The following is a 24,011-nucleotide window of genomic DNA, read 5'->3' on the forward strand; positions in this document are numbered from 1 at the left end:
CCGTCACCCCTTCACCGCGCCGGCGGCGATGCCGCGTACGAAAAGCTTGCCGGAAATGAAGTAGACGATGAGCGGCACAAGTCCGGTCAGGATGGTTGCGGCCATGTTGACGTTGTACTCCTTCACGCCTTGCACCGAATTGACGATGTTGTTGAGCTGCACCGTCATCGGATAGGTGTCGGGGCGGGTGTAGACGACGCCGAACAGGAAGTCGTTCCAGATGCCGGTCACCTGCAGGATGATGGCGACGACGAAGATCGGCAGCGACATCGGCAGCATGATGCGCAGGAAGATGCCCCAGAAGCCGGCGCCGTCGACGCGTGCCGCCCGGAACAGCTCTTCCGGCATCGATGCGAAATAATTGCGGAACAGCAGCGTCAGGATCGGCATGCCGAAAATGGAATGGACGATCACCAGCCCGCTGAGGCTGCCGTAGAGGCCGATTTCGCGCAGGATGATGACGATCGGATAGATCATCACCTGGTAGGGAATGAAGGCGCCGACGATCAGGATGATGAAGAACGTATCGGCGCCCTTGAAGCGCCAATTGGCCAGTGCATAACCATTCACCGAGGCGATGGCGATCGACAGCAGCACCGACGGCACGGTGATCCGCACCGAATTCCAGAAACCGCGCGAGAGCCCGTCGCAGTTAAGGCCGGTGCAGGCCGTTGACCACGCCTTGACCCACGGCTCGAAGGTGATCTCGAGCGGCGGTGAGAAGATGTTGCCGAGCCGGATCTCCGGCATGCCCTTGAGCGAGGTGACGACCATGACATAGAGCGGCAAGAGGTAGTAGACCGCCATGACGAACAATGTGCCGTAGAGGAAGACGTTGCGGCGCGAAATCATGCGGCGCGGCTTTGGACCGTAGGGCCCGGCGATGTCCTGGCGCGCGCCGGCGGCAGTGCTTGCTTGAGCGGTGATGTCTGCAATGCTCATCTGCGTCGCCCGAACTCGAGATAGGCCCAAGGCACGATGACGATCACCACCGAGAGCAGCATCATGGTCGAGGCGGCAAAACCCTGGCCGAGGTTCTGGGCGAAGAACATATAGTCGTAGACGTACTTGGCCGGCACTTCGGAGGCGATGCCCGGGCCGCCGCTGGTCTGGGCCACGACCAGGTCATAGACCTTGACGATGCCGGAAGCGATGATGACGAGCGTGGTGATGAAGACCGGCCGCATCATCGGGATGACGATGAACAGATAGGTCTTCCACATCGGGATCCCATCCACGCGCGCCGCCTTCCAGATGTCTTCGTCGATACCGCGCAGGCCGGCCAGCATCAGGCACATGATGAGCCCGGTGCCTTGCCACAGCGCAGCGATCGATATGCCGTAGATGACGATGCTGGAATTGTAGAGCGGGTCGAAGCTGAAGCTCGTCCAGCCTAAGTCCCGCACGACATGCTGGATGCCGAAATCCGGATTGAGCAACCACTGCCAGACCAGGCCGGTGACGATGAAGGAGAGCGCGAAAGGATAGAGGAAGATCGTGCGGAACGTGTCCTCGAAGCGGATCTTCTGATCGAGCAGCGCGGCAAGCAGAAAACCGATGACCAGCGAGAACACCAGCGAGATCGCGCCGTAGATCAACAGGTTCTCGATCGAGATCAGCCAGCGCGGCGCCGCCCACAGGCGGTAATACTGGTCGAGCCCGACGAAGTTCAGGCGCGGCAGGAGCTTCGAATTGGTGAAGGAATAGAGCACCGTCCAAACGGTGCCGCCGACGAAAACCACCATGGCGGTGAGGATCATCGGGATCGAGGCGACCTTCGCATTGAGGTTGCGGAACAGAAGGTTGGGGCGTTCGCTCTTGCTCATCTCGTCAGCCGGCTGGGTAAGGGCGGTGCATTCCCGGCCCTGCATTCGCAAGGCCGGGAATGAGGCGGGTTGCCTCCAGCGTCAGTCCGCCGAAGCGATGAGGTCGGCGAAGCGCTTCTGCGCGTCTTCGACGGTCAGTTCCGGCTTGGCGAAGAATTCGGCGAAAAGGTCTTCCTTCTGTTTCTGGGTGTCCTGTGAAAGCAGTTGGTCCGTCCACGGCATGACGGCGCCCTTGGCAAGAATGGCGAGGCCCTTCTTCATGCAGTCGTTGGCCGCATTGAGATCGACGTCGCCGCGCACCGGCAGGGATCCCTTCTTTAGATTGAAGGCAACCTGCGTCTTGGGATCGAGCAGCGTCTCGGCCAGCACCTCCTGCGCCTTGCTCTTGTCGGCATCCTTGAGCAGCGGGAAGTAGAAGGCGTCACCGCCCGTGGCTATCACCTCGTTCAGCCCAAGGCCCGGCAGGCAGGTATAATCCTTGCCGGCGGTCTTGCCGGCAACCTGGAACTCGCCCTGCGCCCAGTCGCCCATGATCTGGCCAGCGGCCTTGCCGGTGATGACCAGGTTGGTCGCCTGGTTCCAGTCCTGCACATTGGTGTTCTTCGCCATCTTGCGGGCATCGTCCGCGGCCTTGAAGACCTTGGCGACTTCGGGCCCGGCGGCGAACTTGGCATCCTTGTCCTTGTAGACCTTGAGGAATGTGTCCGTACCGCCCACAGCCGCAAGCAGGACGTCGAAGGCACCGGAGGATTGCCAGGCCTGACCGCCGACGGCGAGCGGGATGATGCCGGCCTTTTCCAGCGCCGGCGCTGCCGCCACGAATTCATTCCAGTCCTTCGGCAACGGCACGCCGGCCTTCGCGAAGGCTTCGTTGGACAGCCACAGCCACTGCCAGGAATGGATGTTGACGGGCACGCAGTAGATCTTGCCGTCGATGGTGCAGCCGTCGAGCAGGCTCTTCGGCCGGACGACATCAGTCCACTTGCCCTTGGTGGCGACGTCGGTGAGGTCGCGCATCAGGCCGGCCTGCACCAGTTCCTCCGCCTGCCGGCCATGGTTGAACTGCGTGGCGCCCATCGGATCGCCACCGGTGATGCGGCTGATCATGATTGGCCGCGCCGTGCCGCCGGAGCCGGCAATGGCGCCATCCACCCAGTGGTTGCCGGTCGCATCGAATGCCTTGGCAAGTTCCGCAACCGCCGCCGCCTCGCCGCCCGACGTCCACCAATGGGTGACTTCCAGGTCCGTCGCGGCCGCTCGGCCGGCAAACTGCAACGCGGCCGTCGCTGCCAGCGCAGCAGTCAAAAGTTTGTATCGCATTTCGGCTCCTCCCAGAATCTGAAACGTTACAGATTTTCGATACGGCAATTGCGCCGGCTGCGCAACCCATCAACGAACCGCCCTCGATATTTTTTCGGGCCGCGAACAAATTCGCATGAATGATCGCGCTTCCCATGCATTGCAGCATGGTTTGCTGCGGCGCAAACACCGAAACGCCGCCTGATACGGGCAAAAGGCGGCGGCAGAGGCGATTTCTCCTGGAATCCCAACGCGTTTCGCAAAAGAACGATCCACCTCGTGGCGAGGGACATGTAACTCGATATGGCAATCTGTAACGTTTCAGTATATTGAGGCTTTGCCGGGGCTGGAACGCATATCGTACCGCTATGGCGGCGATTGCCGACATGGCTCGCGGCTGCTATGCGCCTGACGGGCGGGACGAATGGACAGACAGCGTACGGACAAGAACGGGGAGACCTCGGCACAGGGACGGCCGACGTTGAAGACGCTTGCCTTCATGACCGGGCTCGGCGTCACCACCGTGTCACGCGCCTTGAAGGATGCCCCGGAAATCGGCGCCGAAACCAGGCGTCGCGTCCAGCTCGTCGCCAAGCAGATCGGCTACCGGCCGAACCGCGCCGGCGTGCGTCTGCGCACCGGCAGGACCAATGTCATCAGCCTCGTGCTCAACACCGACCGCGAGATCATGAGCTTCGTCTCGGACATCATCTACGGCGTTTCGGAAGTGCTCGCCGAAACGCCCTATCACCTGATCGTCACGCCCTATTCCCGCTCGCAGGATCCGATGGAGCCGATCCGCTATCTCGTCGAGACCGGCTCGGCCGACGGAGTCATCATTTCGCGCACCCAACCGAACGATCCGCGCGCCCGCTACATGCTCGAGCACGGCATGCCCTTTGCCACGCATGGGCGCACCGACATGGGCCTCGTCCATCCCTACCATGACTTCGACAACCATGTTTTCGCGATGGAAGCCGTGCGCCGCCTGGCGAGCATGGGCAGGCACAAGCTGGCGCTTCTGTCGCCGCCGCCCGGGCTGACCTATTATGGCCACACGCTGAACGGCTTTGCCGATGCGCTGAGCGAGGTCGGAGCCAGCGAAATTCCGTTCAACACCGTTTCCATCGATCACACGATCGAGCAGATCAGGACCAGAACCGCGCAGGTGATGCGCCGCGAGAACAGGCCGGACGGCTTCGTCAGCAGCGCTGCCGCCGCGACACTGGCGATCGTCGCCGGCATCGAGGATGCCGGCCTCAAGCTTGGCCGCGACGTCGATGTCGTGTCCAAGCAGTCGTCGGACCTGTTGCACCTGTTCCGGCCGGAATTGCTCGTCGTCAACGAGAACTTCCGCCTAGCCGGCTCCGATCTCGCCCGCTCCGTGCTCGGCTGGATCGGCGGCGCCGCACCCGGCTCGTTGCAGCGCCTGGTCGCCACCAGCGAGGTTCGGGCGTTCAGCCCGCCGGTTTCCGTTTAGGTCCTTGGGCTAGCCAGCCGCACCGCTTCCCCACGGCCCATGGAAAGCGCCCTTGTCGTCGATGCGTTCGAAGCCGTGCGCGCCGAAGAAGTCGCGCTGCGCCTGGATCAGGTTCGAGGTGCCGCGGCCCTGGCGGTAGCTGTCGAAATAGGCAAGTGCGGAAGACAGAGCCGGCACCGGCGAGCCGCACTCCGAAGCCCTCGCCACGATGCGGCGCAGCGACGGATGCGCTTCCTGCATCAGCGCGATGAAGGCCGGAGCCATCAGAAGATTGGTCGAGGCGCCGCCCTTGCTGAAGGCTTCCGCCATGGTGTCGAGCATCTGCGAGCGGATGATGCAGCCGGCGCGCCAGATCCTGGCGATGGTCGGCATCGGCAGGTTCCAGTTGAATTCCTTGGAGGCGCCGCTCATCACCGCAAAACCTTGGGCGTAGGCGGCGATCTTGCCGGCGAACAGCGCCAGTTCGAGATCATGCAGCAATTCGTCCTTGTCGCCGGAAATCTTCGTCACGCCGGCGCTGCCATAGGCCTTTTCCGCCGCCAGCCGCTCGTCCTTGATCGACGACAGAACGCGCGCCGCCACCGCCGCCTCGATCGCGGTGGCCGGAATGCCGAGTTGTTGCGCCTCGATGACCGACCATTTGCCGGTGCCCTTCTGCCCGGCGCGGTCGAGGATGATGTCGACCACCGGCTTGCCGGTCTTCGGATCGTCTGATGCCAGCACCTTGGCGGTGATCTCGATCAGGTAGGAATTGAGCCGGCCCTTGTTCCAGTTGGCAAACACCGTGCCGATCTCTTTCGGGTCCATGCCCAGGCCGTCGCGCAGGATGCCGTAGATCTCCGCGATCATCTGCATGTCGGCATATTCGATGCCGTTATGGATGGTCTTGACGAAATGTCCGGCGCCGTCGGTGCCGAGCCATGCCGCGCAGGGTTCGTCCTTGAACTTGGCGGAGATCGCCGTCAGCACCTTCTCGACGCGCTTCCATGAGTCCTCCGTGCCACCGACCATGATCGACGGCCCATGGCGCGCGCCCTCCTCACCGCCGGACACGCCCATACCGATGAAGGTGAGGTCCGAGCTGGAAAGCTCGGAGAAGCGCCGCATCGTGTCGCGGAAATTGGCGTTGCCGGCGTCGATGACGATGTCGTTGGCCGACAGCACGCCGCGCAGAGCCGCGATCTGTTCGTCGACCGGCTTGCCGGCCAGCACCATGATGATGATCGGGCGCGGCGGCCGGATCGCGGCGGCAAGCTCTTCCAGGCTGTAGCAGGGCACGACCATGTCCCTGAGCGCGCCGGCATTCTCGATGAAAGCGTCCGTGCGCGCCCTGGTGCGGTTGAAGACAGCGATGCGGTGCCCGTGCTCGGCGATGTTGAGCGCCAGGTTGGAGCCCATCGTGCCAAGGCCGATCAGGCCGATTTCGGCATTTTCCATCGTTTCTTCCCTGCTTTCGGATCTTGTTGGCTGAAGCCCGCGATTTTGCCGGGATGATTGACGGGCCTTTTGGGCCACGTCAACCGCCTCGCCGAATTGTGTTGCACGGATGCCTAGCCAAGCTCGTGTCGGTCCGGCCTTACGGCCTGATGTCGACGGGCGCCTCGATCTTCACCATCTGAAAATCCGAGACCAGTATGTCGATGCGCACTGTCCACCGGCCGGGCACCGGGATGACGAGGTTGTCGACACGCCAACTGCCGTCGCCGGGCTTGGCCGCCGCGCGCTTCAGCGGCTCGATGCCGGAATCGGGTTTTGACAGCACAAGCGTCACCTCCTTGGCGTCGAGCAGGCCGAAATCGCCGCTCATGATGAACATCGAGGCAACGACCGGGCCGGCATGGCCCGGCGTGATGCTGAGATCGGCCATCGCTTTCAGCGCGTGGATATGGACCGACACCGGTTGCGCTGCCGCAATCGCGAGGGCTCGTGGCGGCGGCGTGAAGCGCCAGCCCGCGGCAACGCCGAAAATCGCCAACACGATCAACATCTCGACGCCGATCGAGCGGACCAACCTGCGTTGAACTTCCGTCGATCCCGCCTCGGCCGATGCCGTGAGTTTCCAGCGGTTGACGGCGGCGAGCGTGAACAGAAAGACCAGCAGCCCGAGCTTGATCAACAGCAGCCTTCCATAGGCGGTGTCGACCAGCGCCAACGGTGTTTGCACCTGGATGACGGCAAGCACGATGCCGGCAGAGGCAAGCACGGCCACCACCGGCAGGATCGCCCAAGAAAACCGCCGCAGGAATGGCGTGGCCCCCGCCGATTGCCCCTTCAGCGCCAGCCCGAGTGGGACCAATGCGCCGGCCCACAACGCGATGCCGACGCCGTGCAGGAACACCATCGGCCGTGTCAGCCATTGCGGTTCGGCGGCACTGGCATGGCCGCTGGCGGCAAGGGCAATCCCAACCCCGGCCAGGCCGGCCAGCGCAAATGGTTTGGCGGTGGCGCGGGGGCCGGCCAGCGACAGCAGGCCAAGCCCCAGCGCAATCAGCGCGACCAGCACCGTCCAGCCGAAACTGGTGCCGAGTCCGGTCCGCCAGATAACCGCCTGTGCCAGATGGGAGAGCGGTGCCCCGAGCGCATCAAGCCCCTGCAACCCAAGCGACAAGGGCGCCGCGACAAGTCCGCCCAGGATTGCGGCTGCAACGAAGCGCTGTCCGGCGCGGCCACCTTGGGACAGCCAGGCGAGGGCGAAAGCGCCGCCGACGCCGAGAAAAAGGCCGATGTAGAGAAAGACCTTGCCGAGCCAGATGGCCGACCGCGACGGCCAGTCGGCGGCCTCGGACACGGCCGGCGGCGCGCTGGGTGCGCCGATGGAGAACAGTAGGGAACCACCGACCGGATGGCCGTCGGCCGAAATGACGCGCCAGCTCAGCACATGCGTACCGGACGCAAGCTTCTGGGGATTGTCGATCTCTACCGTCTGGTCGCTGAGCCGGAATGACGTTAGCGAAACCGGCGTTCCGTCGGGCTTCACCAGGGTCAGCACCAGTGGCGACACCGGCTCACTGAAGGTCAGCGAGAACTGTGCCGGCCCCTGTTCCAGCACCGCGCCGTCGGCCGGATCGGTCTTGATCAGCGCGGCATGGGCAAAGGCCTGATCTGACACGGCAAGGCTGGCAAGAAACACGATCACGGCCAACAGGCCGGCGGCAAGCCGGCCGGCAGGTTTGCAGGCCATGGAAGCCGTTTGCAGGAGGGAGGTCGTGCTCATGTCACCGCCACGAAAAGAGCGGCGCGCTCGCAACCGCCCCCCGCCTGGGATCATTTCTTCGGCAGCAGCTTGATGCCGGGTGCCGGGTTTTCCAGCGCGTCCTCATCCTGGCCGGCTGCCGGGATTTCGATCCAGCGGTCGGCGGCCCCATCGCATTCCTGCACAACCGGGAAGTAAAGCTTCTGGCCGACAGGGAGATCCGCCGTCAGCGTCGCGCGGAAGACGAACTCGTCATAGAACTCATCCGGCAGGCTGCCGCCGCTCCAGTCGACCTCCTTGACCCCGTCGGTCACCGCCTGACCATAGAGCTGGTAGGATTTGTCGTACTTGCCCTTCTTGGTCTGCAGCGTCCAGCCAGGCTTCGGCATCGGCTTCACCGCGATCACCCCTTCCGGAATCTGCACGCGCACGGCGGTCGTCGCCTTGCCGTCGCAGCCATGCGGCACCCGCAAAACGGCCTTGTAGGTCGAGCCGACCGCCGCCTCCTGGGTTTCGAACGTGACATGCGCGAAGGCAGCACTGGTTCCGAGCGCGAGAAGTGCGCCGGCCGACAAAAGATATTTGTTCATGATGGTCCCTCGGATTTTCAAAATTTGTCGAACTGGCGCGGTCAATTGGCGTGATCGTCCATGGCGCCACCGCCCATGCCTTCGACAGCGAAATCGACGCTGACGGCGCCGGCCTTTTCGAAGGTCAGGGTAGCGGAGAACTTTTCGCCCTGTTTGGGTTGCCGCTTCAGGCCGATGAACATCAAATGATAGCCGCCAGGCGCAAGGGCTACCTTGCCGCCGGCCGGAATTTCCAGGCCGCCGGCAACCGGCCGCATGGTCATGACGCCGTCCTTGACGCCCATCTCATGCAGCTCGGCCTTTTCAGAGACATCCGAGGAAATCGACACCAGCCGGTCCGGCGCACTGCCGTTGTTGGTGATGGTGAAATAACCGCCGGCAACTTTGGCGCCGGCCGGCGTGGCGCGCGACCAGGGGTGGCCAATCTCAAGATCGCCAACCTTGAACTCATGCGCGAGGACGGACTGGTCGCCTGTGAACAGCAGCGCAAGAGCCAGCACGGCAATGCCGACACGCTCTTCGATGCCGCGTAGAATGCCGCCGGGCATAAGACGCGCCGCGTCGGGGAAAAAATAGGACATGGTTGCTCCATGAAGTGAAGGTCGCGCCGTTGCCGGTCGCGAGCAGTTTGATCTTTGGATGGGTACGCCCACGAAAGGTTCCGCCGGGCAAACAGGCTCAGGCCGTCAGCGGCGGCGCACGCGGGTTCGACGGCGAGCGCTCACGCGCAAAGTCGAGATGGATGGCCGCCGGAAAAACAAAGGCGACCGTTTTGAAGGAAAGGCTGCCCAGCGCCAGGCCAGCACCGGGCGGCGGCGCAAAGGCCGCCGAAACCATGCTGCAGCCGAGCATGCAGCATGCCGGAAGATGGGACGGCGGCTGGTTGTCTCCGGGAAGCTGGGTTGCGCCCTCATGGGTGCAGATGACGTTGCCGAAGGCATCGAGCTGCGATGCGTTGGGACCGGCGCCGAAGACGAATGCACCAAGCGTCGACTGGAGCAACAGCAGATAGGCCGCGACAAGCGCGGCCGGCATGCTCCATCGTCTCCTCGATACGCCCAAAGCCCTGCCTCTTCGCAGCAACGAACCATATCTAGCACGGGGCCGGCGGGTGGAAAATCGCCAAATCGCCGCGGCGCCAACGCGGCAGGCTCAATGCATGTCGCCCAAAAGTGTACAGCGATTTTGGGACAACGACATGCATGAAACAAGACTCTGAACCGCGATGCGGTTCAGTGTTTTTGCAGCGACCGGCTCTCCGGGATCGAGGTCAGCAATGTCTGGCGCGCCGACTTCAGGTGCTTGCGGCAAGCGGCGTCGACCTTGCCGAGATCGCGTGATTTCAGCGCCTCTATGTAGACCAGATGCTCACCGATCGCGACTTCGTTGCGCTCGCGTTCCTGCGCCTTGTTCCACTGGTAATGGTAGTGGAAGATCATGGCGATGACATCGTAGAAGTCGACGATGAAGCGGTTGCGCGACGCCCGGTGGATGAGCCGGTGGAAGCGCTCGTCGAGCTCGGAGAATTCGGTGAAGCGGGCGGCTATGTCGTTTGCCAACTGGCGATGCTCGTCTTCCAGGCGGTCGAGATCGGTCCAGACCGCGCTGTCCTGCGGTAAAACGGCAAAGGCAGCCGCCGAGCGAAGTTCGAACATTTCGCGGATTTCGGTCAGCTCCAGCGCGAAGGCGCGGGTAAAACCCTTCAGCACCCAGTGACTGTTGCGACGCTTCTCGATCAGGCCGAAGCGGGAGAAGCGGATCAGGAACTCGCGCACGCTGGTGGTGCCGACGCCGATCTCACGCGCCAGTTCGAGTTCGTTGATTTGCATGCCGGCTTCGGCACCGCCGGCGAGCAGCCGACGCATGAACGACCGTTCGATGATCTCGGCCAGCGTGTCGGTCTCCTCCTCGGGGAAGAAATCATCGGGACGCGGTTCGCGCAGCACCGTCTTGGCCCGCTTGTTCCAGGCGATCAGCCCGGTCTCTTCCATGCGTGCGAGAATGGTGCGCACGGTGGTGCGGCTGACGCCAAGCAAGGTACCCAGTTCCGGCTCCGAAGGCAGGCTGCGCGTTTCGTCGAGCAGCCGCAGGCAGCGGTTGTAGGCATCCTTGTAGACGTTGTTGCTCTTCGACATCCCTGACCCGTTGCACGCCGTCGCTTGCGGCGGCCGGTTTGAAGCGCGATATGACGTTCCCATGACCCAGAAAAGCGAATTCGCTTCCGGAACACCCCAAGGACACGCGGAACTCCCCAGTGAAAAAACAATTGACGAAAAACTGTTTTTTCACGATAAAAGACAATATCTCTAAACAGACGCGTGTCAATCCGTCCGCGCAACCCAGGATCACCCAGGAAACCGCCCGTGAACGCCTCCAACTGCATTCTTCTATCCCCCGCCGACAATGTCGCCGTCGCCAACGGCCGCATCGAGATCGGCACCGCGCTGCCGGGCGGTGCCGTCGCCAGTGTGTTGATCGAGCCCGGCCACAAGGTGGCGATCAAGCCGATCGCCGCCGGCGAGGCCGTGGTGAAATACGCCCAGGCGATCGGTCGCGCGACACAGGACATCGCGCCGGGCGAGCACGTGCATTCGCACAATCTGGTGTTCGAATCCGGCCGCTTGCCGGTCGTGCCGCCGAGCGAGGCCGAGCACGCGACGGAGGCCGACCGCACCCGCACCTTCATGGGCTATCGCCGCGCCGATGGCCGCGCCGGCACGCGCAACTTCATCGGCATCGTCGCCAGCGTCAATTGCTCGGCCACCGTCTGCCATTCCATCGCCGACACCGCCAACCGCACGCTTTTGCCGAAATATCCCGGCATCGACGGCTTCGTGCCGATCGTGCACGGCCAGGGCTGCGGCATGAGCGGCACCGGCGACGGCATGATGGTGCTGCACCGTACACTCGCCGGCTACGCCCGCCACCCGAATTTCGGCGGCGTGCTGATGGTCGGTCTCGGCTGCGAGGTCAACCAGCTCACCCTCTACGGCCAAAAGGGCGTCGCTGCCGGCAAGCGCCATTTCAACATCCAGGACGCCGGCGGATCGCGCAAATCGGTGGAAAAGGCGATGGGCGTGCTGGCCGAGATCGCCGAGGAAGTCGGCCAGCTGAAGCGTGAGCCGATCCCGGTCAGCGAGATCGTCGTCGGCCTGCAATGCGGCGGCTCCGACGGCATGTCGGGCATTACAGCCAATCCGGCGCTGGGCGCGGCTGTCGACATCCTGGCCGGCGTCGGCGGCATCGGCATCCTCTCCGAGACGACGGAGATCTATGGCGCCGAACATCTGCTTGCCTACCGCGCGGCAACGCCGGAGATCGCGCAGAAGCTCGACGGCTTCGTGAAATGGTGGGAGGACCATGTCGCCAAGCACGGCGCCTCGATCGACAACAATCCCTCGCCCGGCAACAAGCGCGGCGGCCTCACCACCATCCTGGAGAAGTCGCTCGGCGCGGTCGCCAAGGGCGGCCAGACGCCGCTCAACGGCGTCTTCGGCTACGCCGAAAAAGTCACTGGCAGCGGCCTGGTGTTCATGGACACGCCCGGCTACGACCCGGTTTCGGCGACCGGCCAGGTGGCGGGCGGCGCCAACGTCATCGTCTTCACCACCGGCCGTGGCTCCTGCTTCGGCTGCCGTCCGACGCCGTCGATCAAGGTTGCCACCAACTCGACGATGTACCACCAGATGGAGGAGGACATGGACGTCAATTGCGGCGTCATCGCCTCGGGTGAAAAGACCATCGCCGGCATGGGTCGCGAGATCTTCGAACTGATCGTCGAGACGGCTTCCGGCCGCAAGACCAAGAGCGAGGACTTCGGCTACGGCGACAACGAGTTCGTGCCCTGGCATCTGGGCGCAACACTTTAGATTTTACTGATATAAAGTAGACTGCGCGCCGGTCAGCGGCGGGCCACGGGGAGGTTGTGCATGGAAAGACGCCGCATCGGCCAGACAGCGCTGGAAGTCACCGAGGTCAGCTTTGGCGGCGCTGCACTTGGCGGCCTTTACCGCGCCTGTTCGCGCGAAGCGGCGATGGAGACGCTGCAGGGCGCTTGGGATGCCGGCCTGCGCTATTTCGACACCGCACCCTTTTACGGTTTCGGCCTGTCGGAACGCCGCTTCGGCGATTTCCTGCGCTACAAGCCGCGCGATTCCTATGTGCTGTCCACCAAGGTCGGCCGGCTGTTCCGCCCGGTGCCGGAAGACCAGGTTCCCGATCACTCCTATGTCGATCCGCTGCCCTTCGCGCTCGACTACGACTATTCCTATGACGGCATCATGCGGTCGGTCGAGTTCAGCTATGCGCGGCTTGGCCTAAACAGGATAGACATCCTGTTTGTCCACGACATCGGCGCCTACACCCATGGTGTCGAGAAGACCAAGCTGCACTTTCGCGACCTGATGGACGGCGGCCTCAAGGCACTCGAAGAGCTGAAACGGTCCGGCGTCATTTCCGCCTATGGGCTTGGCGTCAACGAGGTGCAGATCTGTCTGGACGTGATGCGCGAGGCGCCGCTCGACTGCATCCTGCTCGCCAGCCGCTATTCCTTGCTCGACCGCAGTGCCGAAGCGGAGTTGCTGCCCCTATGCCGGGCGCGGCAGACCTCCTTGGTCATTGGCGGCGTGTTCAACTCCGGCATCCTGGCGACCGGGCCGGTGCAAGGCGCACATTTCGACTACCGCCCTGCCAGCCATGACGTGCTCGACCGCGTCGGCGCAATGGAAAGGATCGCCGCCGAGGGTGGCTATCCGCTCGCCGCCGCCGCGTTCCAATTCCCCTTGCATGAACCTGCCGTCGCCACCGTGCTGACCGGCACCGCCAAGCTGGCGAACCTGACGCGCAACCTCCAACTGCTCGACATCGACGTGCCGGAGACGGAATACGCCAGATATCGTCCCCACACGCTGGTGCAGGAGCTGGCGTGAAACTTCATATTCTTGCGGCCACACGAAGGAATGAATATTCCATGTTGACGAAATGTTGGAATTAATATTCCATACATTCCCAGAACGGAACGGAAGCGTGACGGCGTCAATGGGGAGCAGCGCGGTGGATTTGCTTCTGCCAGACCTCGCAAGGACTGATCAAACACCGCTTGCATCGATCTGTTCGATGCATTATCAAAACATGGCAATTGTTTTTTATTGATAAAGTTCTGTTTGGGCCGCGCCTATCCGGACGGAGCTTCCGTAACGTTCACCGGGCGACTTTAGGGAGGAAACCTCATGAAATTCGCGACCAGCATTCTCAACCGCCGCGCCGTCATGGCGCTGGCAGCAGCTTCGATGCTCGCCGGCGTCATGCATTCGGCGCCGGTTTCGGCGGCGGACGTCACCATTCCGATCATCGTCAAGGACACGACGTCCTTCTACTGGCAGATCGTTCTGGCCGGCGCCCGCAAGGCCGGCAAGGATCTCGGCGTCAATGTGCCGGAACTCGGTGCCCAGGCTGAAACCGACGTCAACGGCCAGGTCTCGATTCTCGAGAACGCCGTTGCCAGCAACCCGGCGGCCATCGTCATTGCGCCGACCGAGTTCAAGGCGCTTGGCAAGCCGATCGATGAAGCCGCTGCCAAGGTCAAGGTGATCGGCATCGACTCCGGCGCCGACTCCAAGGCGTTCACCTCGTTCCTGACCACCGACAACGTGCAGGGCGGCCGCGTCGCTGCCGACGGCCTCGCAGCCGCCATCGGCGCCGCCAACGGCGGCAAGATCGAGGGCGACGTCGCCCTGATCACCAACGCACCGGGCGCCGGCTCGCTCGAACAGCGCAAGCAGGGCTTCACCGAACAGCTGGCCGCCAAATATCCGGGCCTCAAGCTGGTCGCCGACAAATACGCCGACGGCCAGGCCACCACCGGCCTCAACATCGCCACCGACCTGATCACCGCCAACCCGAACCTCAAGGGCATCTTCGCTTCCAACCTGATCATGGCGCAGGGCGTCGGCCAGGCTGTCGCGGAAAACAGCCTTGGCGGCAAACTGGCGCTGGTCGGTTTCGACAGCGACGAGAAGCTGATCAAGTTCCTCAACGACGGCGTCATTTCCGCCCTCGTCGTCCAGGATCCGTACCGGATGGGCTATGACGGCATCAAGACCGCACTCGCCGCCTCCAAAGGCGAAAAGGTCGAAGCCAATGTCGACACCGGCGCCAATCTGGTGACCAAGGACAACATGAAAGACCCCAAGATCGACGCGCTGCTCAATCCGAAGCTCTGAGCCGTCGCATCCGCAATCGTCTCCGGGGCACCTCGCCCCGGAGACACAAGCTGCCGCACAAACGGCTTGGCAATCCGCACGCCTGAGCTAGGCTGTTTTCGAGGCATATCCTTGCCTCGCCGCGTGCCAATCGTGAGGCCAGCCTGGGAAGCCAATCCGGGAGGCCAATCTGGGAGGATTGTCATGATTTCGACGGCGCAGGAACTGCATCCCACACCCGTTCTGGAACCGGGGCGGACCATCCTCGAATTGCGCGGGCTGGAGAAGCGCTATCCCGGCACCCACGCGCTGAAGCCGGTCGACCTCGCCTTCAAGTCCGGTGAGATACACGCCATCGTCGGTGAGAACGGCGCCGGCAAATCCACGCTCATCAAGCTTCTGACCGGCGTCATGCCGCGCACCTCCGGAGAGATCGCCTGGGAGGGCCAACCGGCCGCCCTGGCCACGCCGCACGAGGCGATGGCGCTCGGCATCAATGCCGTGCACCAGGAAGTCGTGCTGTGCCGTCACCTGACGGTCGCCGCCAACATGTTCCTAGGCGAGGAGAATTCACGCTTCGGCATCCTGCAGCAGCGCGCCATGGTCAGGCAGGCGCAGACGATCATCGACGACCTCGGTTTCGACCTGCCGGCGCATGTCACGCTTGGCGACCTGACCATCGGCCAGCAGCAGTTGATAGCCGCCGCCCGCGCCACCGTGCGCGGCACCAAATTCCTGATCTTCGACGAGCCGACCGCCTACCTCACCCGCAAGGAGGCCGACCAGCTTTTCACCCTGATCCGTCGGCTGAAGGGCGAAGGCGTGACGATCATCTACATCAGCCACCGTATGGAGGAAGTGTTCGAGCTCGCCGACCGTGTTTCCGTGCTGCGCGACGGCACGCTGGTCGGCACCCGCAACATCGCCGAGACCAACGATGCCGAGCTGGTCAAGATGATGATCAACCGCTCGATCGAGCAGGTCTATCATAAGGAGCATTTCACGCCGGGCGCCGCCATCATCGAGGCGAGGAGCCTGTCCGGCAAGGGCTTCGAAAATGTCTCGATGACGGTCCGCGCCGGCGAAATCGTCGGACTCTATGGCCTGATCGGTGCCGGACGCAGCGAGTTCGTCACCACGCTTTACGGCCGCCACCGCAAATCCGCCGGCCAGATCCTCTGGGAAGGCAAGGAGGTGCAGGTCAATTCCGAGCATGACGCGATCAAGCTCGGCATGGCGCTGGCGCCGGAGAGCCGCCGCGACCAGGGCCTCTGCCTCAACCTGCCGGTCGGCTTCAACCTGAACCTCCCGATCTACAAGCGTATCTCGAACAATCTGCTGATTTCGAGCACGCAGGAGAAGACGCAAGCCGATCGCCAGATCGCCGATCTGCGCATCAAGACACCGACGCGCGGCGCGCTGGCATCCAGCCTGTCGGGCGGCAACCAGCAGAAGATCGTCATCGGCAAATGGCTGGCGCACGGCGCCAAGCTGTTCATCTTCGACGAGCCGACGGTCGGCGTCGATGTCGGCACCAAGGCCGAGATCTACCGCCTGTTCGGCGCACTTTTGTCAAAGGGCGCCGGCATCATCCTGATCTCGTCCTATCTGCCGGAAGTCTATGAACTCGCCGACACGCTGCATGTGTTCCGGCGCGGCAAACTGGTGGCGACGCACGGTTTTCACGCCGCCAGCCACGAGGATATTCTTACTCAGGCGCTCGCCGAGAAACAAGAAAAGCTGGGAGGACAAATATGAGCACCGAGGCGATTGCCGTCGAAAAACCGAAGCGCAACTATAATGTCCTGTTTGGGCTGACGCTTTTGGCGCTGCTGGTTCTGCTCTGGATCCTTCTCTCCGTGGCGACGACGAGCTTCGCCTCCGCCAACAACATGGCCAATCTCTTGCGCCAGGGCTCGATGATCGCCATCATGGCGGTCGGCCAGACTTTCGTCATCATCACCGGCGGCATCGACCTGTCGGTCGGCGCCGTGGTCGGTTTCGCCACCGTGGTCGTGGCCATGATGATCAATGCCGGCTTCCCCATCTGGCTCGCCATTCTGGTGACGCTGCTGGTCGGCGTCGCCATCGGCATGTTCCACGGCTTCGGCATCGTCAAGATGGGCCTGCCGCCCTTCATCATCACGCTGGCAACGCTGACCTCGCTGCGCGGCATCGGCCTTTTGATGACCAACGGCAATTCGATCAACATCAACAGCGACACCTTCACCGCCTTCTCGCGCAATTCCTTCATCGGCATCCCCAACCTGTTCTGGATGGTGATCCTGGTCGGCATTCCGGCCTATATTTTCCTGCACCACAGCCGCTGGGGCCGATACCTGTTTTCGGTCGGCTCCAACGCCGAGGCCTCGCGCCTGTCCGGCGTCAATGTCCAGCGCACCATCTACATGGCCTACACGCTGTCGGGCCTGTGCGCCGCCTTTGTCGGCGTGCTGCTGGCGGCCCGCATCGGCATCGGCAACCCGACGCAGGCCGAGGGCTGGGAGCTGCAGGCGATCGCGTCTTCGGTCATCGGCGGCACCTCGCTGTTCGGCGCCGTCGGCTCGGTGCATGGGCCGCTGCTCGGCGCCTTCATCCTGGCCACCATCAACAACGGCGCCAACCTGCTCAACGTCAACTCGTTCTGGCAGCGCATCATCACTGGCGCGCTGATCATCATCATCGTCTACTTCGACGGCCTGCGCCGCCGCGGCAAGTAGCGATCCCGCAATCAACCGCCGGCCCGCCACACCAACGGGCCGGCGATTTCATGACTGGATTAGCGCATGAAAGCCGTCCTCTGCCGTTCGCCCGGCGATCTTGTCCTTGAAGACCGGCCCGCACCAGAGGCACCGCCTCCCGGCTGGGCGCTGGTGGCGGTCAGCCATGTCGGCATCTGCGGCACCGACTACCACATTTTCGAGGGCAAGCACCCATTCCTCGCCTATCCCCGCATCATGGGCCATGAGGTGTCGGGAACGATCCTCGAGACCGGCGACGGCGTCGATCTTGCCGTTGGCGAGCCGGTCGTCATCAACCCCTATCTTTCCTGCGGCAAGTGCATCGCCTGCTGGCACGGCAAGCCGAATTGCTGCGTCAGGATCGAGGTGCTGGGCGTGCATCGCGACGGCGCCATGTGCGAACGGATCCTGGTGCCGGCGCAAAATCTCTATCCGGCCAACGGCCTGTCGCTGGCCGACGCCGCCGCAGTCGAGTTCCTGGCCATCGGAGCGCATGCCGTGCGGCGCGCTCGCGCCGACCCTGGCGCCCGCACGCTGGTCATCGGCGCTGGCCCGATCGGGCTCGGTACCGCCATCTTCGCCCGCATCGCCGGGCTCGACGTGACGCTGCTCGACATGAGCAGTGAAAGGCTCGCCTTCGCCGCGAACGAGCTTGGTTTCCAGACCCTCGACGGCTCGCGCGGCGCGGTGCCCGATCTGGTCAAGGGAGCGACATCAGGCGAAGGCTTCGATGTCGTCTTCGACGCCACCGGCAACACCCAATCGGTGCAGTCGGCTTTCGCCCATGTCGCGCATGGCGGAACGCTGGTGCTGGTCTCCGTCGTCAAGGACGACATCAGCTTTTCCGATCCGGAATTCCACAAGCGCGAGATGACGCTGATCGGCAGCCGCAACGCGCTGCGCGCCGACTTCGATCACGTCGCCGCCTCGATCCGCAACGGCGCCGTGCCCCTGGCCAAGCTCGTCACACACCGCACCACACTCGCCGGCACGCCGCGCGATCTCGCCCGCTGGGCACACGAGAAATCCGGCCTGATCAAGGCTGTGATCGAGGTCGGATAGAGGCGCCTGTTCGACACGAATTCGGAGATCGTTGAGCGCCCAACTTGGTAGATCTGATGCTTTGGCGACTAGCCGCAACATCCATCGCTTCGTCATCCTATGGCGGAGCGAGGAGCGAAGCGACGCGGCGCAGACCATAGGATCCATGCCGTGACCTGAGAGCGTTGCTTCGGTGCAGAATTCTGCGCCGCTGCGCTCTTCGCCCGAGATCGCGGCATGGATCCTTGGGTCTCCGCGACGGAGCTGCGCTCCTGCTTCGCCCAAGGATGACGACGTTAGCTACAGCGCCGACAGCTTCAGCTCCACCCGCTCGGCCGGGAAGCGCGACTCGGAAAACTGGATCGGCTGGCCGTCCGGCGTGACGTTGACGGCAACCGTGACCAGCACGATGGCGCCCGGCAGCAGGTCGAGGTCGGCAAGGTCCGCCGCATCGGCATGGCGCGCCGACAGCACGGTCGATTGCCGGAGATAGTCGTCGATGCCGAAACGCGCCAGCGATGCGGTGATCGAGCCGGTTTGCGCCATCGCGGCATCGATGCCGGCAAAGCGCCGGGCCTCGAACCAGCCGGCAGCACGCGACACCGGCCGTCCGTCGGCTTCGCCGCGCGTTTCCAACCGGATCACATCGGCTCCCCTGGCAAGGCCAAGGCCCTCGGCAACGCGCTGGCTGGCCGGCTCGATCGACGAGGCGAGCAGGACGATGTGCCGTTCCGTCGTTTGCCCTTGCAGCCCTGTCGAAAAGCGTGTGCGCGCGCCGATCGGATAGGACAGCCGCTTGCGCGACAGTACGAAGGTGCCGCGCCCCTGCTCGGCCCGCAGCACGCCTTCCCTTACAAGGGCCGATATGGCGCTGCGCACCGTGTGACGGTTGACGCCATAGCGTTCTGCCAGCGCCACCTCCGGCGGCAACGCTGCATTCTCCGTGAAATCGCCGATGGCGATCGCATGCAGGATCTTGTCGGCGATCTGCCGCCACAGCGAAACGCCACTGCGCCGCTCGATGCTGTCCGCTGCCAGCCGCCCGACTATCATTGCCCCAACCTTCCAGCGCCCAGTCTTATATCGCTGTCATCCACCCGTCATGGACACGCGTTAGATAATAGGTATAATTTGTATAGTTGTCTATATCAATAGACAAATTGACAAAGAGGAATGCTGCTGATGCGAGGACAGGAAGCCCGCGACCAGGCCGAGCGCAAGGCCGCCATGGCGACACTGGCGCAATCCAGCGGCGATGACATCGTCCGGCTCTGGAATGAAGCCGGATTGCCTTCGGAAGCAGAACTGCTGCGCGGCCCCGAGACCGGGCTGGTCACCGTGCGCGGCCGCATCGGCGGCGGCGGCGCGCCCTTCAACGTCGGCGAGGCGACCGTCACCCGCGCCACCGTCCGGCTGCCCTCCGGGCAGGTCGGACATTGCTATGCGCTTGGCCGCGACAAGCAGAAGGCGAAGCTGGCGGCCATCGCCGACGCGCTGTGGCAGGACCCTGCCCGCCGCAATGAAGTCGAGACCGGACTGATAGCGCCCCTGCGGTCGGCTCTGACCGCAGCGCATGAAAAACGCCGCGCCGAGACGGCGGCAACGAAGGTGGATTTCTTCACCATGGTTCGCGGAGAAGACTGATGGACATTGCAGCGCAATCGATAGAGGGCGGTTTCGCCGATCCGGTCTTCAATGCCCAGACGGTGTTCCGCGCCGTCATGGACGCAATGGCGCGGCCAGGCAGCGTGCAGCCGCTGCCGGCCTTCGCCCGCCCGCCGGCGCCGCTCTCGGCGGCCGCCGGCGCCATCGCACTGGCGCTGTGCGATAACGACACCCCGCTCTGGCTCGACCAGACCCTGCAAGCTTCCACCGCGATCAGACCCTGGCTTGGGTTCCACACCGGCGCGCCATTGGCCAACACACCGGCCGATGCGCATTTCGCCTTCATCGCGGCCCCGGCCGAGATGATGTCGCTCGATGGTTTTTCGCAGGGCACCCAGGACTATCCCGACCGTTCGACCACGCTGATCCTGCAAGTCGGCGATCTCGTGTCCGGCACGCCGCTGTTGCTCGAAGGTCCCGGCATCGAAACCAGCGCCACGATCGCGCCGGCACAGATGCCGCGCCATTTCGTCGAGCAGTGGAAGCAGAACATCAAGCGCTTTCCCAGAGGCGTCGACATCATACTCGCCACATCAGATGGCATTGCCTGCCTGCCGCGCACGACGCGCATCAAGACAATGGAGGCGTAAAAAATGTATGTCGCGGTAAAAGGTGGCGAAGCCGCAATCGCCAACGCCCACAGCCTGCTTGCCGACCGCCGACGCGGCGACCGTTCGGTGCCGGCCCTTCGCCTCGACCAGATCGTCGAGCAGCTGGCGCTCGGCGTGGATCGGGTGATGAGCGAAGGCTCGCTCTACGACCGTGAGTTGGCGGCACTCGCAATCGTCCAGGCGCGCGGCGACCTGATCGAGGCGATCTTCCTGGTGCGCGCCTATCGCACCACGCTGCCGCGCTTCGGCTACACCAGGCCCATCGACACCGCCGGAATGCTGGTCGAGCGGCGCGTGTCGGCGACCTATAAGGACCTGCCCGGCGGCCAATTGCTCGGGCCCACATTCGACTACACCCACCGGCTGCTCGATCCCGAGCTTGCCGCCGGCGCCGACGTCGCCGAGCCCTTGCGGCGCGAGACGGAAGCGCAAGCCATGCCGCGCGTATCGGCGATCCTCGCCCGCGAAGGCTTGATCGAACCGGACGGCGACATGCCGCAGGACCATGTCCCCGGCGACATCACCCGCGAGCCGCTGGAATTCCCGATGGCGCGCGACATCCGCCTGCAGGCGCTGTCACGCGGCGACGAGGGCTTTTTGCTGGCGCTCGGCTATTCCACCCAGCGCGGCTATGCCCGCAACCATCCCTTCGTCGGCGAGATCCGCATCGGCGAGGTCGAGCTTGAGCTCGACGTGCCCGAACTGCCCTTCGCTGTCCCGCTCGGCACTGTCCGCGTCACCGAATGCCAGATGGTCAACCAGTTCAAAGGCTCAGCCAAGGCGCCGCCGCAGTTCACCCGCGGCTACGGCCTGGTCTTCGGCCAGAGCGAGCGCAAGGCGATGGCGATGGCGCTTTGCGACCGGGCGCTGCGCGCCTCCGAACTCGGCGAGGATGTCGTCGCCGCCGCGCAGGACGAGGAGTTCGTCATTTCGCATTCCGACAACGTCCAGGCGACCGGCTTCGTCGAACATCTGAAGCTGCCGCACTATGTCGACTTCCAGGCCGAACTCGACCTCGTGCGCCGCATGCGCGCCGAATACGACGCCCGCGGAAATGCCGACATGCTGGAAGACAAGAAGGAGGCGGCGGAATGAGCCTAGTCGCCCGACCCGCCATCACCGCCACCGCTGTCGTGCGAATGGTCGCCATGCCCGCCACTGTAGCCGCCGCCGATGCCAACGCTCTCGCCATGCGCGCCTTCCCTGGCTGCGGGAAAAACCATTCTTCGGAGGATAAACGCGACCACGCCGACGAACGCCAGCAGCAGAATTCCGATATGCAGCCAAGCGGTCTGGGTCATCCGATTTCGCCCCTGTTTCCGCGTCCTGGACGCCAATTCAATAGCACAATGTGGATGTGATCGCCATGACCGACATCGCCACCTACAACTTCGCCTATCTCGACGAGCAGACCAAAAGGATGATCCGCCGGGCGATCCTCAAGGGCATCGCCATTCCCGGCTACCAGGTGCCGTTCGCCTCGCGCGAAATGCCGATGCCCTATGGCTGGGGCACCGGCGGCGTCCAGGTCACCGCTTCAATCATCGGCCCCGATGATGTCTTGAAGGTGATCGACCAGGGTGCCGACGACACCACCAACGCAGTCTCGATCCGTGCCTTCTTCAAGAAGGTCGCCAACGTCGCGGTGACCACCGACACAGCCAGCGCCACCATCATCCAGACCCGTCACCGCATCCCCGAGCGTCCGCTGACGGCGGGCCAGGTGCTTGTTTATCAGGTGCCTATCCCTGAGCCGCTGCGCTTCCTTGAACCGCGAGAGACCGAAACGCGCAAGATGCATGCGCTGGAGGAATACGGCCTCATGCATGTCAAGCTCTACGAGGACATCGCCAAACACGGCCGCATCGCCACCACCTATGCCTATCCGGTCAAGGTCGAGGGCCGCTATGTGATGGACCCGTCGCCGACGCCGAAATTCGACAATCCCAAGATGCATCGCTCACCGGCGCTGCAGCTGTTCGGCGCCGGCCGCGAAAAGCGCATCTATGCGGTGCCGCCGTTCACCGACGTGGTCAGCCTCGACTTCGAGGATCATCCGTTCGAGGTGCAGACCTTCGACCAGCCCTGCGCGCTGTGCGCGGCCGAGAATGTCTATCTCGACGAGGTCATCCTCGACGACCATGGCGGCCACATGTTCGTCTGCTCGGACACAGACCATTGCGAGAAGCGGCGCAACGCCCCTACCTCCCCCTTGTGGGGAGGTCGCGCCGAAGGCGCGGGGGGTCTTGACCAATCTACGGCCCACTCAACCCCCACCCCGGCGCTGCGCGCCGACCCTCCCCACAAGGGGGAGGGTAAGGAGAAGCAATGACCGACGAACCGCTGCTGCGCGTCTCGGCACTTTCCAAATTCTACGGCTCGCGCGTCGGCTGCGACAACGTCTCCTTCGACCTGTGGCCGGGCGAAGTCCTGGCTGTGGTCGGCGAGTCCGGCTCCGGCAAGACGACATTGCTCAACTGCCTGTCGACGCGGCTGCTGCCCTCCTCCGGCACCGCCAGCTACCGCATGCGCGATGGCCAGTTCCGCGAACTCTACCGCATGAGTGAGGCCGAGCGCCGCTTCCTGATGCGCACCGACTGGGGGTTTGTCCACCAAAACCCGGCCGACGGCCTGCGCATGACGGTATCGGCCGGCGCCAATGTCGGCGAGCGGCTGATGGCGGTCGGCGACCGCCACTACGGCAAGATCCGCGCCACCGCGGTCGACTGGCTGTCGCGCGTCGAGATCGACGAGGACCGCATCGACGACGAACCGCGCGCCTTTTCCGGCGGGATGCGCCAGCGCCTGCAGATCGCCCGCAACCTCGTCACCGGCCCGCGTCTGGTGTTCATGGACGAACCGACCGGCGGCCTCGATGTCTCGGTCCAGGCGCGCCTGCTCGATCTGTTGCGCGGGCTGGTCACCGATCTCGGCCTGGCGGCCATCGTCGTCACCCATGACCTTGCCGTGGCGCGGCTGTTGTCGCAGCGCATGATGGTGATGAAGGACGGCCGCGTCGTCGAAAGCGGCCTCACCGACCGCGTGCTCGACGACCCGCGCGCGCCCTACACCCAGTTGCTCGTTTCCTCGATTCTGCAGGTTTGACGATGAAGTCTCAAAGCGCGTGTTCGCGAAACCTTGGCGCGAGGCACCCCCCTCTGGCCTGCCGGCCATCTCCCCCGCAAGGAGGGAGATCGGCTGTCCCTGCTGCGTTCACCAATTACCAAGGCTGCAAGAAAAGCGCCGCGAGTGAAGCTGCCAATCTCCACCCTTGCGGGGGAGATGGCCGGCAGGCCAGAGGGGGGTGCCTCGCGCCGACACCTCGCAAACACCCGCTTCGAGATTTCACCGTTATTCCGCACATG

The 24,011-nt window shown here is 63.9% G+C and carries 22 protein-coding genes and 1 pseudogene; 12 read left to right on the forward strand and 11 right to left on the reverse strand.

Annotated elements, in window-relative coordinates:
* Window positions 1-3: 3 nt before the first annotated feature.
* From NKI21_RS22655 to NKI21_RS22665, 3 genes are all read right to left on the reverse strand, one after another.
* Window positions 4-942 carry a carbohydrate ABC transporter permease gene (locus NKI21_RS22655; RefSeq protein ID WP_352610131.1) on the reverse strand — a complete coding sequence of 313 codons (939 nt, stop codon included), beginning with the start codon at window positions 940-942 and terminating at the stop codon, window positions 4-6.
* Window positions 939-1,826: a carbohydrate ABC transporter permease gene (locus tag NKI21_RS22660; RefSeq protein ID WP_352867403.1), complete on the reverse strand. Its 888-nt coding sequence runs from the start codon at window positions 1,824-1,826 to the stop codon at window positions 939-941. Before NKI21_RS22660 ends, NKI21_RS22655 begins: the two co-directional genes overlap by 4 nt.
* Before the next feature lie 81 nt (window positions 1,827-1,907).
* The gene (locus NKI21_RS22665) at window positions 1,908-3,146 is read right to left on the reverse strand and encodes an ABC transporter substrate-binding protein (protein WP_352867406.1); all 1,239 of its coding nucleotides are present in this window, start codon (window positions 3,144-3,146) and stop codon (window positions 1,908-1,910) included.
* A 403-nt stretch (window positions 3,147-3,549) separates the two neighbouring features.
* Here NKI21_RS22665 and NKI21_RS22670 point away from each other — a divergent pair, with 403 nt between their 5' ends.
* Window positions 3,550-4,605, forward strand: a complete 1,056-nt coding sequence (locus NKI21_RS22670; RefSeq protein ID WP_023812490.1) for a LacI family DNA-binding transcriptional regulator — start codon at window positions 3,550-3,552, stop codon at window positions 4,603-4,605.
* 9 nt (window positions 4,606-4,614) lie between these two features.
* Here the strand turns inward: NKI21_RS22670 and gnd are convergent, their stop codons facing one another.
* The 6 genes from gnd to NKI21_RS22700 all read right to left on the reverse strand — a co-directional run bounded on the left by gnd (window position 4,615) and on the right by NKI21_RS22700 (window position 10,523).
* Window positions 4,615-6,042, reverse strand: coding sequence for an NADP-dependent phosphogluconate dehydrogenase (gene gnd, locus NKI21_RS22675; protein WP_352867409.1), 1,428 nt, complete (start codon window positions 6,040-6,042; stop codon window positions 4,615-4,617).
* 139 nt (window positions 6,043-6,181) lie between these two features.
* Window positions 6,182-7,819: a copper resistance CopC/CopD family protein gene (locus NKI21_RS22680; protein ID WP_352867412.1), complete on the reverse strand. Its 1,638-nt coding sequence runs from the start codon at window positions 7,817-7,819 to the stop codon at window positions 6,182-6,184.
* Window positions 7,820-7,869: 50 nt separating this feature from the next.
* Window positions 7,870-8,388, reverse strand: coding sequence for a YcnI family copper-binding membrane protein (locus NKI21_RS22685; RefSeq protein ID WP_352867414.1), 519 nt, complete (start codon window positions 8,386-8,388; stop codon window positions 7,870-7,872).
* Window positions 8,389-8,429: 41 nt separating this feature from the next.
* Window positions 8,430-8,969 (reverse strand): copper chaperone PCu(A)C, encoded by a 540-nt coding sequence (locus NKI21_RS22690; protein ID WP_352867417.1) that lies wholly within the window; start codon window positions 8,967-8,969, stop codon window positions 8,430-8,432.
* 97 nt (window positions 8,970-9,066) lie between these two features.
* Window positions 9,067-9,423: a DUF2946 family protein gene (locus NKI21_RS22695; protein ID WP_352867420.1), complete on the reverse strand. Its 357-nt coding sequence runs from the start codon at window positions 9,421-9,423 to the stop codon at window positions 9,067-9,069.
* A gap of 197 nt (window positions 9,424-9,620) precedes the next feature.
* Window positions 9,621-10,523 carry a GntR family transcriptional regulator gene (locus NKI21_RS22700; protein WP_128303244.1) on the reverse strand — a complete coding sequence of 301 codons (903 nt, stop codon included), beginning with the start codon at window positions 10,521-10,523 and terminating at the stop codon, window positions 9,621-9,623.
* Between the two features lie 228 nt (window positions 10,524-10,751).
* Here NKI21_RS22700 and NKI21_RS22705 point away from each other — a divergent pair, with 228 nt between their 5' ends.
* The 6 genes from NKI21_RS22705 (at window position 10,752) to NKI21_RS22730 (ending at window position 18,391) form a co-directional block, all read left to right on the forward strand.
* The gene (locus NKI21_RS22705) at window positions 10,752-12,257 is read left to right on the forward strand and encodes a UxaA family hydrolase (protein ID WP_352555800.1); all 1,506 of its coding nucleotides are present in this window, start codon (window positions 10,752-10,754) and stop codon (window positions 12,255-12,257) included.
* 60 nt (window positions 12,258-12,317) lie between these two features.
* Complete coding sequence (locus NKI21_RS22710) at window positions 12,318-13,316, forward strand: aldo/keto reductase (RefSeq protein WP_352440834.1); 999 nt, start codon at window positions 12,318-12,320, stop codon at window positions 13,314-13,316.
* A gap of 300 nt (window positions 13,317-13,616) precedes the next feature.
* A complete protein-coding gene (locus NKI21_RS22715) occupies window positions 13,617-14,609 on the forward strand; it encodes an ABC transporter substrate-binding protein (protein ID WP_023812481.1) in 993 nt (330 codons plus the stop codon).
* 183 nt (window positions 14,610-14,792) lie between these two features.
* On the forward strand, window positions 14,793-16,346 hold the full coding sequence (locus tag NKI21_RS22720; protein WP_352440832.1) for a sugar ABC transporter ATP-binding protein: 1,554 nt from the start codon (window positions 14,793-14,795) through the stop codon (window positions 16,344-16,346).
* Window positions 16,343-17,308 carry an ABC transporter permease gene (locus NKI21_RS22725; protein ID WP_023812479.1) on the forward strand — a complete coding sequence of 322 codons (966 nt, stop codon included), beginning with the start codon at window positions 16,343-16,345 and terminating at the stop codon, window positions 17,306-17,308. The genes NKI21_RS22720 and NKI21_RS22725 overlap by 4 nt, the downstream gene beginning before the upstream one ends.
* 66 nt (window positions 17,309-17,374) lie before the next feature.
* On the forward strand, window positions 17,375-18,391 hold the full coding sequence (locus NKI21_RS22730) for a zinc-binding alcohol dehydrogenase family protein (RefSeq protein ID WP_352440831.1): 1,017 nt from the start codon (window positions 17,375-17,377) through the stop codon (window positions 18,389-18,391).
* Between the two features lie 279 nt (window positions 18,392-18,670).
* Here NKI21_RS22730 and phnF read toward each other — a convergent pair whose 3' ends face one another.
* On the reverse strand, window positions 18,671-19,420 hold the full coding sequence (phnF, locus tag NKI21_RS22735; RefSeq protein WP_023812477.1) for a phosphonate metabolism transcriptional regulator PhnF: 750 nt from the start codon (window positions 19,418-19,420) through the stop codon (window positions 18,671-18,673).
* Between the two features lie 132 nt (window positions 19,421-19,552).
* Here phnF and phnG point away from each other — a divergent pair, with 132 nt between their 5' ends.
* The 3 genes from phnG to NKI21_RS22750 are packed head-to-tail and all read left to right on the forward strand — an operon-like array spanning window position 19,553 to window position 21,741.
* On the forward strand, window positions 19,553-20,014 hold the full coding sequence (gene phnG / locus NKI21_RS22740) for a phosphonate C-P lyase system protein PhnG (protein WP_023812476.1): 462 nt from the start codon (window positions 19,553-19,555) through the stop codon (window positions 20,012-20,014).
* Window positions 20,014-20,625 carry a phosphonate C-P lyase system protein PhnH gene (gene phnH / locus NKI21_RS22745; RefSeq protein ID WP_352774971.1) on the forward strand — a complete coding sequence of 204 codons (612 nt, stop codon included), beginning with the start codon at window positions 20,014-20,016 and terminating at the stop codon, window positions 20,623-20,625. Before phnG ends, phnH begins: the two co-directional genes overlap by 1 nt.
* Window positions 20,626-20,628: 3 nt before the next feature.
* Window positions 20,629-21,741 carry a carbon-phosphorus lyase complex subunit gene (locus tag NKI21_RS22750; RefSeq protein WP_352774972.1) on the forward strand — a complete coding sequence of 371 codons (1,113 nt, stop codon included), beginning with the start codon at window positions 20,629-20,631 and terminating at the stop codon, window positions 21,739-21,741.
* Between the two features lie 2 nt (window positions 21,742-21,743).
* On the opposite strand, the gene NKI21_RS22755 is transcribed toward NKI21_RS22750, so the two are convergent.
* The gene (locus NKI21_RS22755; RefSeq protein WP_023812473.1) at window positions 21,744-21,947 is read right to left on the reverse strand and encodes a hypothetical protein; all 204 of its coding nucleotides are present in this window, start codon (window positions 21,945-21,947) and stop codon (window positions 21,744-21,746) included.
* A 65-nt stretch (window positions 21,948-22,012) separates the two neighbouring features.
* Here NKI21_RS22755 and NKI21_RS22760 point away from each other — a divergent pair.
* Both NKI21_RS22760 and phnK read left to right on the forward strand, forming a co-directional pair.
* Window positions 22,013-22,840: pseudogene (locus tag NKI21_RS22760) on the forward strand (alpha-D-ribose 1-methylphosphonate 5-phosphate C-P-lyase PhnJ); the annotation flags it as partial.
* Window positions 22,841-22,974: 134 nt separating this feature from the next.
* Window positions 22,975-23,751 (forward strand): phosphonate C-P lyase system protein PhnK, encoded by a 777-nt coding sequence (gene phnK / locus NKI21_RS22765; RefSeq protein WP_023760811.1) that lies wholly within the window; start codon window positions 22,975-22,977, stop codon window positions 23,749-23,751.
* Window positions 23,752-24,011: the final 260 nt, after the last annotated feature.

This window comes from Mesorhizobium sp. M0715 (genome assembly GCF_040320355.1).
Lineage (GTDB): Bacteria > Pseudomonadota > Alphaproteobacteria > Rhizobiales > Rhizobiaceae > Mesorhizobium.

What these genes read in the sequence shown, in the direction of transcription:
- NKI21_RS22655 (WP_352610131.1), bottom strand. Translation starts at nt 942, where the DNA reads ATGAGCATTGCAGACATCACCGCTCAAGCAAGCACTGCCGCCGGCGCG.
- NKI21_RS22660 (WP_352867403.1), bottom strand. Translation starts at nt 1,826, where the DNA reads ATGAGCAAGAGCGAACGCCCCAACCTTCTGTTCCGCAACCTCAATGCG.
- NKI21_RS22665 (WP_352867406.1), bottom strand. Translation starts at nt 3,146, where the DNA reads ATGCGATACAAACTTTTGACTGCTGCGCTGGCAGCGACGGCCGCGTTG.
- NKI21_RS22670 (WP_023812490.1), top strand. Translation starts at nt 3,550, where the DNA reads ATGGACAGACAGCGTACGGACAAGAACGGGGAGACCTCGGCACAGGGA.
- gnd (WP_352867409.1), bottom strand. Translation starts at nt 6,042, where the DNA reads ATGGAAAATGCCGAAATCGGCCTGATCGGCCTTGGCACGATGGGCTCC.
- NKI21_RS22680 (WP_352867412.1), bottom strand. Translation starts at nt 7,819, where the DNA reads ATGAGCACGACCTCCCTCCTGCAAACGGCTTCCATGGCCTGCAAACCT.
- NKI21_RS22685 (WP_352867414.1), bottom strand. Translation starts at nt 8,388, where the DNA reads ATGAACAAATATCTTTTGTCGGCCGGCGCACTTCTCGCGCTCGGAACC.
- NKI21_RS22690 (WP_352867417.1), bottom strand. Translation starts at nt 8,969, where the DNA reads ATGTCCTATTTTTTCCCCGACGCGGCGCGTCTTATGCCCGGCGGCATT.
- NKI21_RS22695 (WP_352867420.1), bottom strand. Translation starts at nt 9,423, where the DNA reads ATGCCGGCCGCGCTTGTCGCGGCCTATCTGCTGTTGCTCCAGTCGACG.
- NKI21_RS22700 (WP_128303244.1), bottom strand. Translation starts at nt 10,523, where the DNA reads ATGTCGAAGAGCAACAACGTCTACAAGGATGCCTACAACCGCTGCCTG.
- NKI21_RS22710 (WP_352440834.1), top strand. Translation starts at nt 12,318, where the DNA reads ATGGAAAGACGCCGCATCGGCCAGACAGCGCTGGAAGTCACCGAGGTC.
- NKI21_RS22715 (WP_023812481.1), top strand. Translation starts at nt 13,617, where the DNA reads ATGAAATTCGCGACCAGCATTCTCAACCGCCGCGCCGTCATGGCGCTG.
- NKI21_RS22720 (WP_352440832.1), top strand. Translation starts at nt 14,793, where the DNA reads ATGATTTCGACGGCGCAGGAACTGCATCCCACACCCGTTCTGGAACCG.
- NKI21_RS22725 (WP_023812479.1), top strand. Translation starts at nt 16,343, where the DNA reads ATGAGCACCGAGGCGATTGCCGTCGAAAAACCGAAGCGCAACTATAAT.
- NKI21_RS22730 (WP_352440831.1), top strand. Translation starts at nt 17,375, where the DNA reads ATGAAAGCCGTCCTCTGCCGTTCGCCCGGCGATCTTGTCCTTGAAGAC.
- phnG (WP_023812476.1), top strand. Translation starts at nt 19,553, where the DNA reads ATGCGAGGACAGGAAGCCCGCGACCAGGCCGAGCGCAAGGCCGCCATG.
- phnH (WP_352774971.1), top strand. Translation starts at nt 20,014, where the DNA reads ATGGACATTGCAGCGCAATCGATAGAGGGCGGTTTCGCCGATCCGGTC.
- NKI21_RS22750 (WP_352774972.1), top strand. Translation starts at nt 20,629, where the DNA reads ATGTATGTCGCGGTAAAAGGTGGCGAAGCCGCAATCGCCAACGCCCAC.
- NKI21_RS22755 (WP_023812473.1), bottom strand. Translation starts at nt 21,947, where the DNA reads ATGACCCAGACCGCTTGGCTGCATATCGGAATTCTGCTGCTGGCGTTC.
- phnK (WP_023760811.1), top strand. Translation starts at nt 22,975, where the DNA reads ATGACCGACGAACCGCTGCTGCGCGTCTCGGCACTTTCCAAATTCTAC.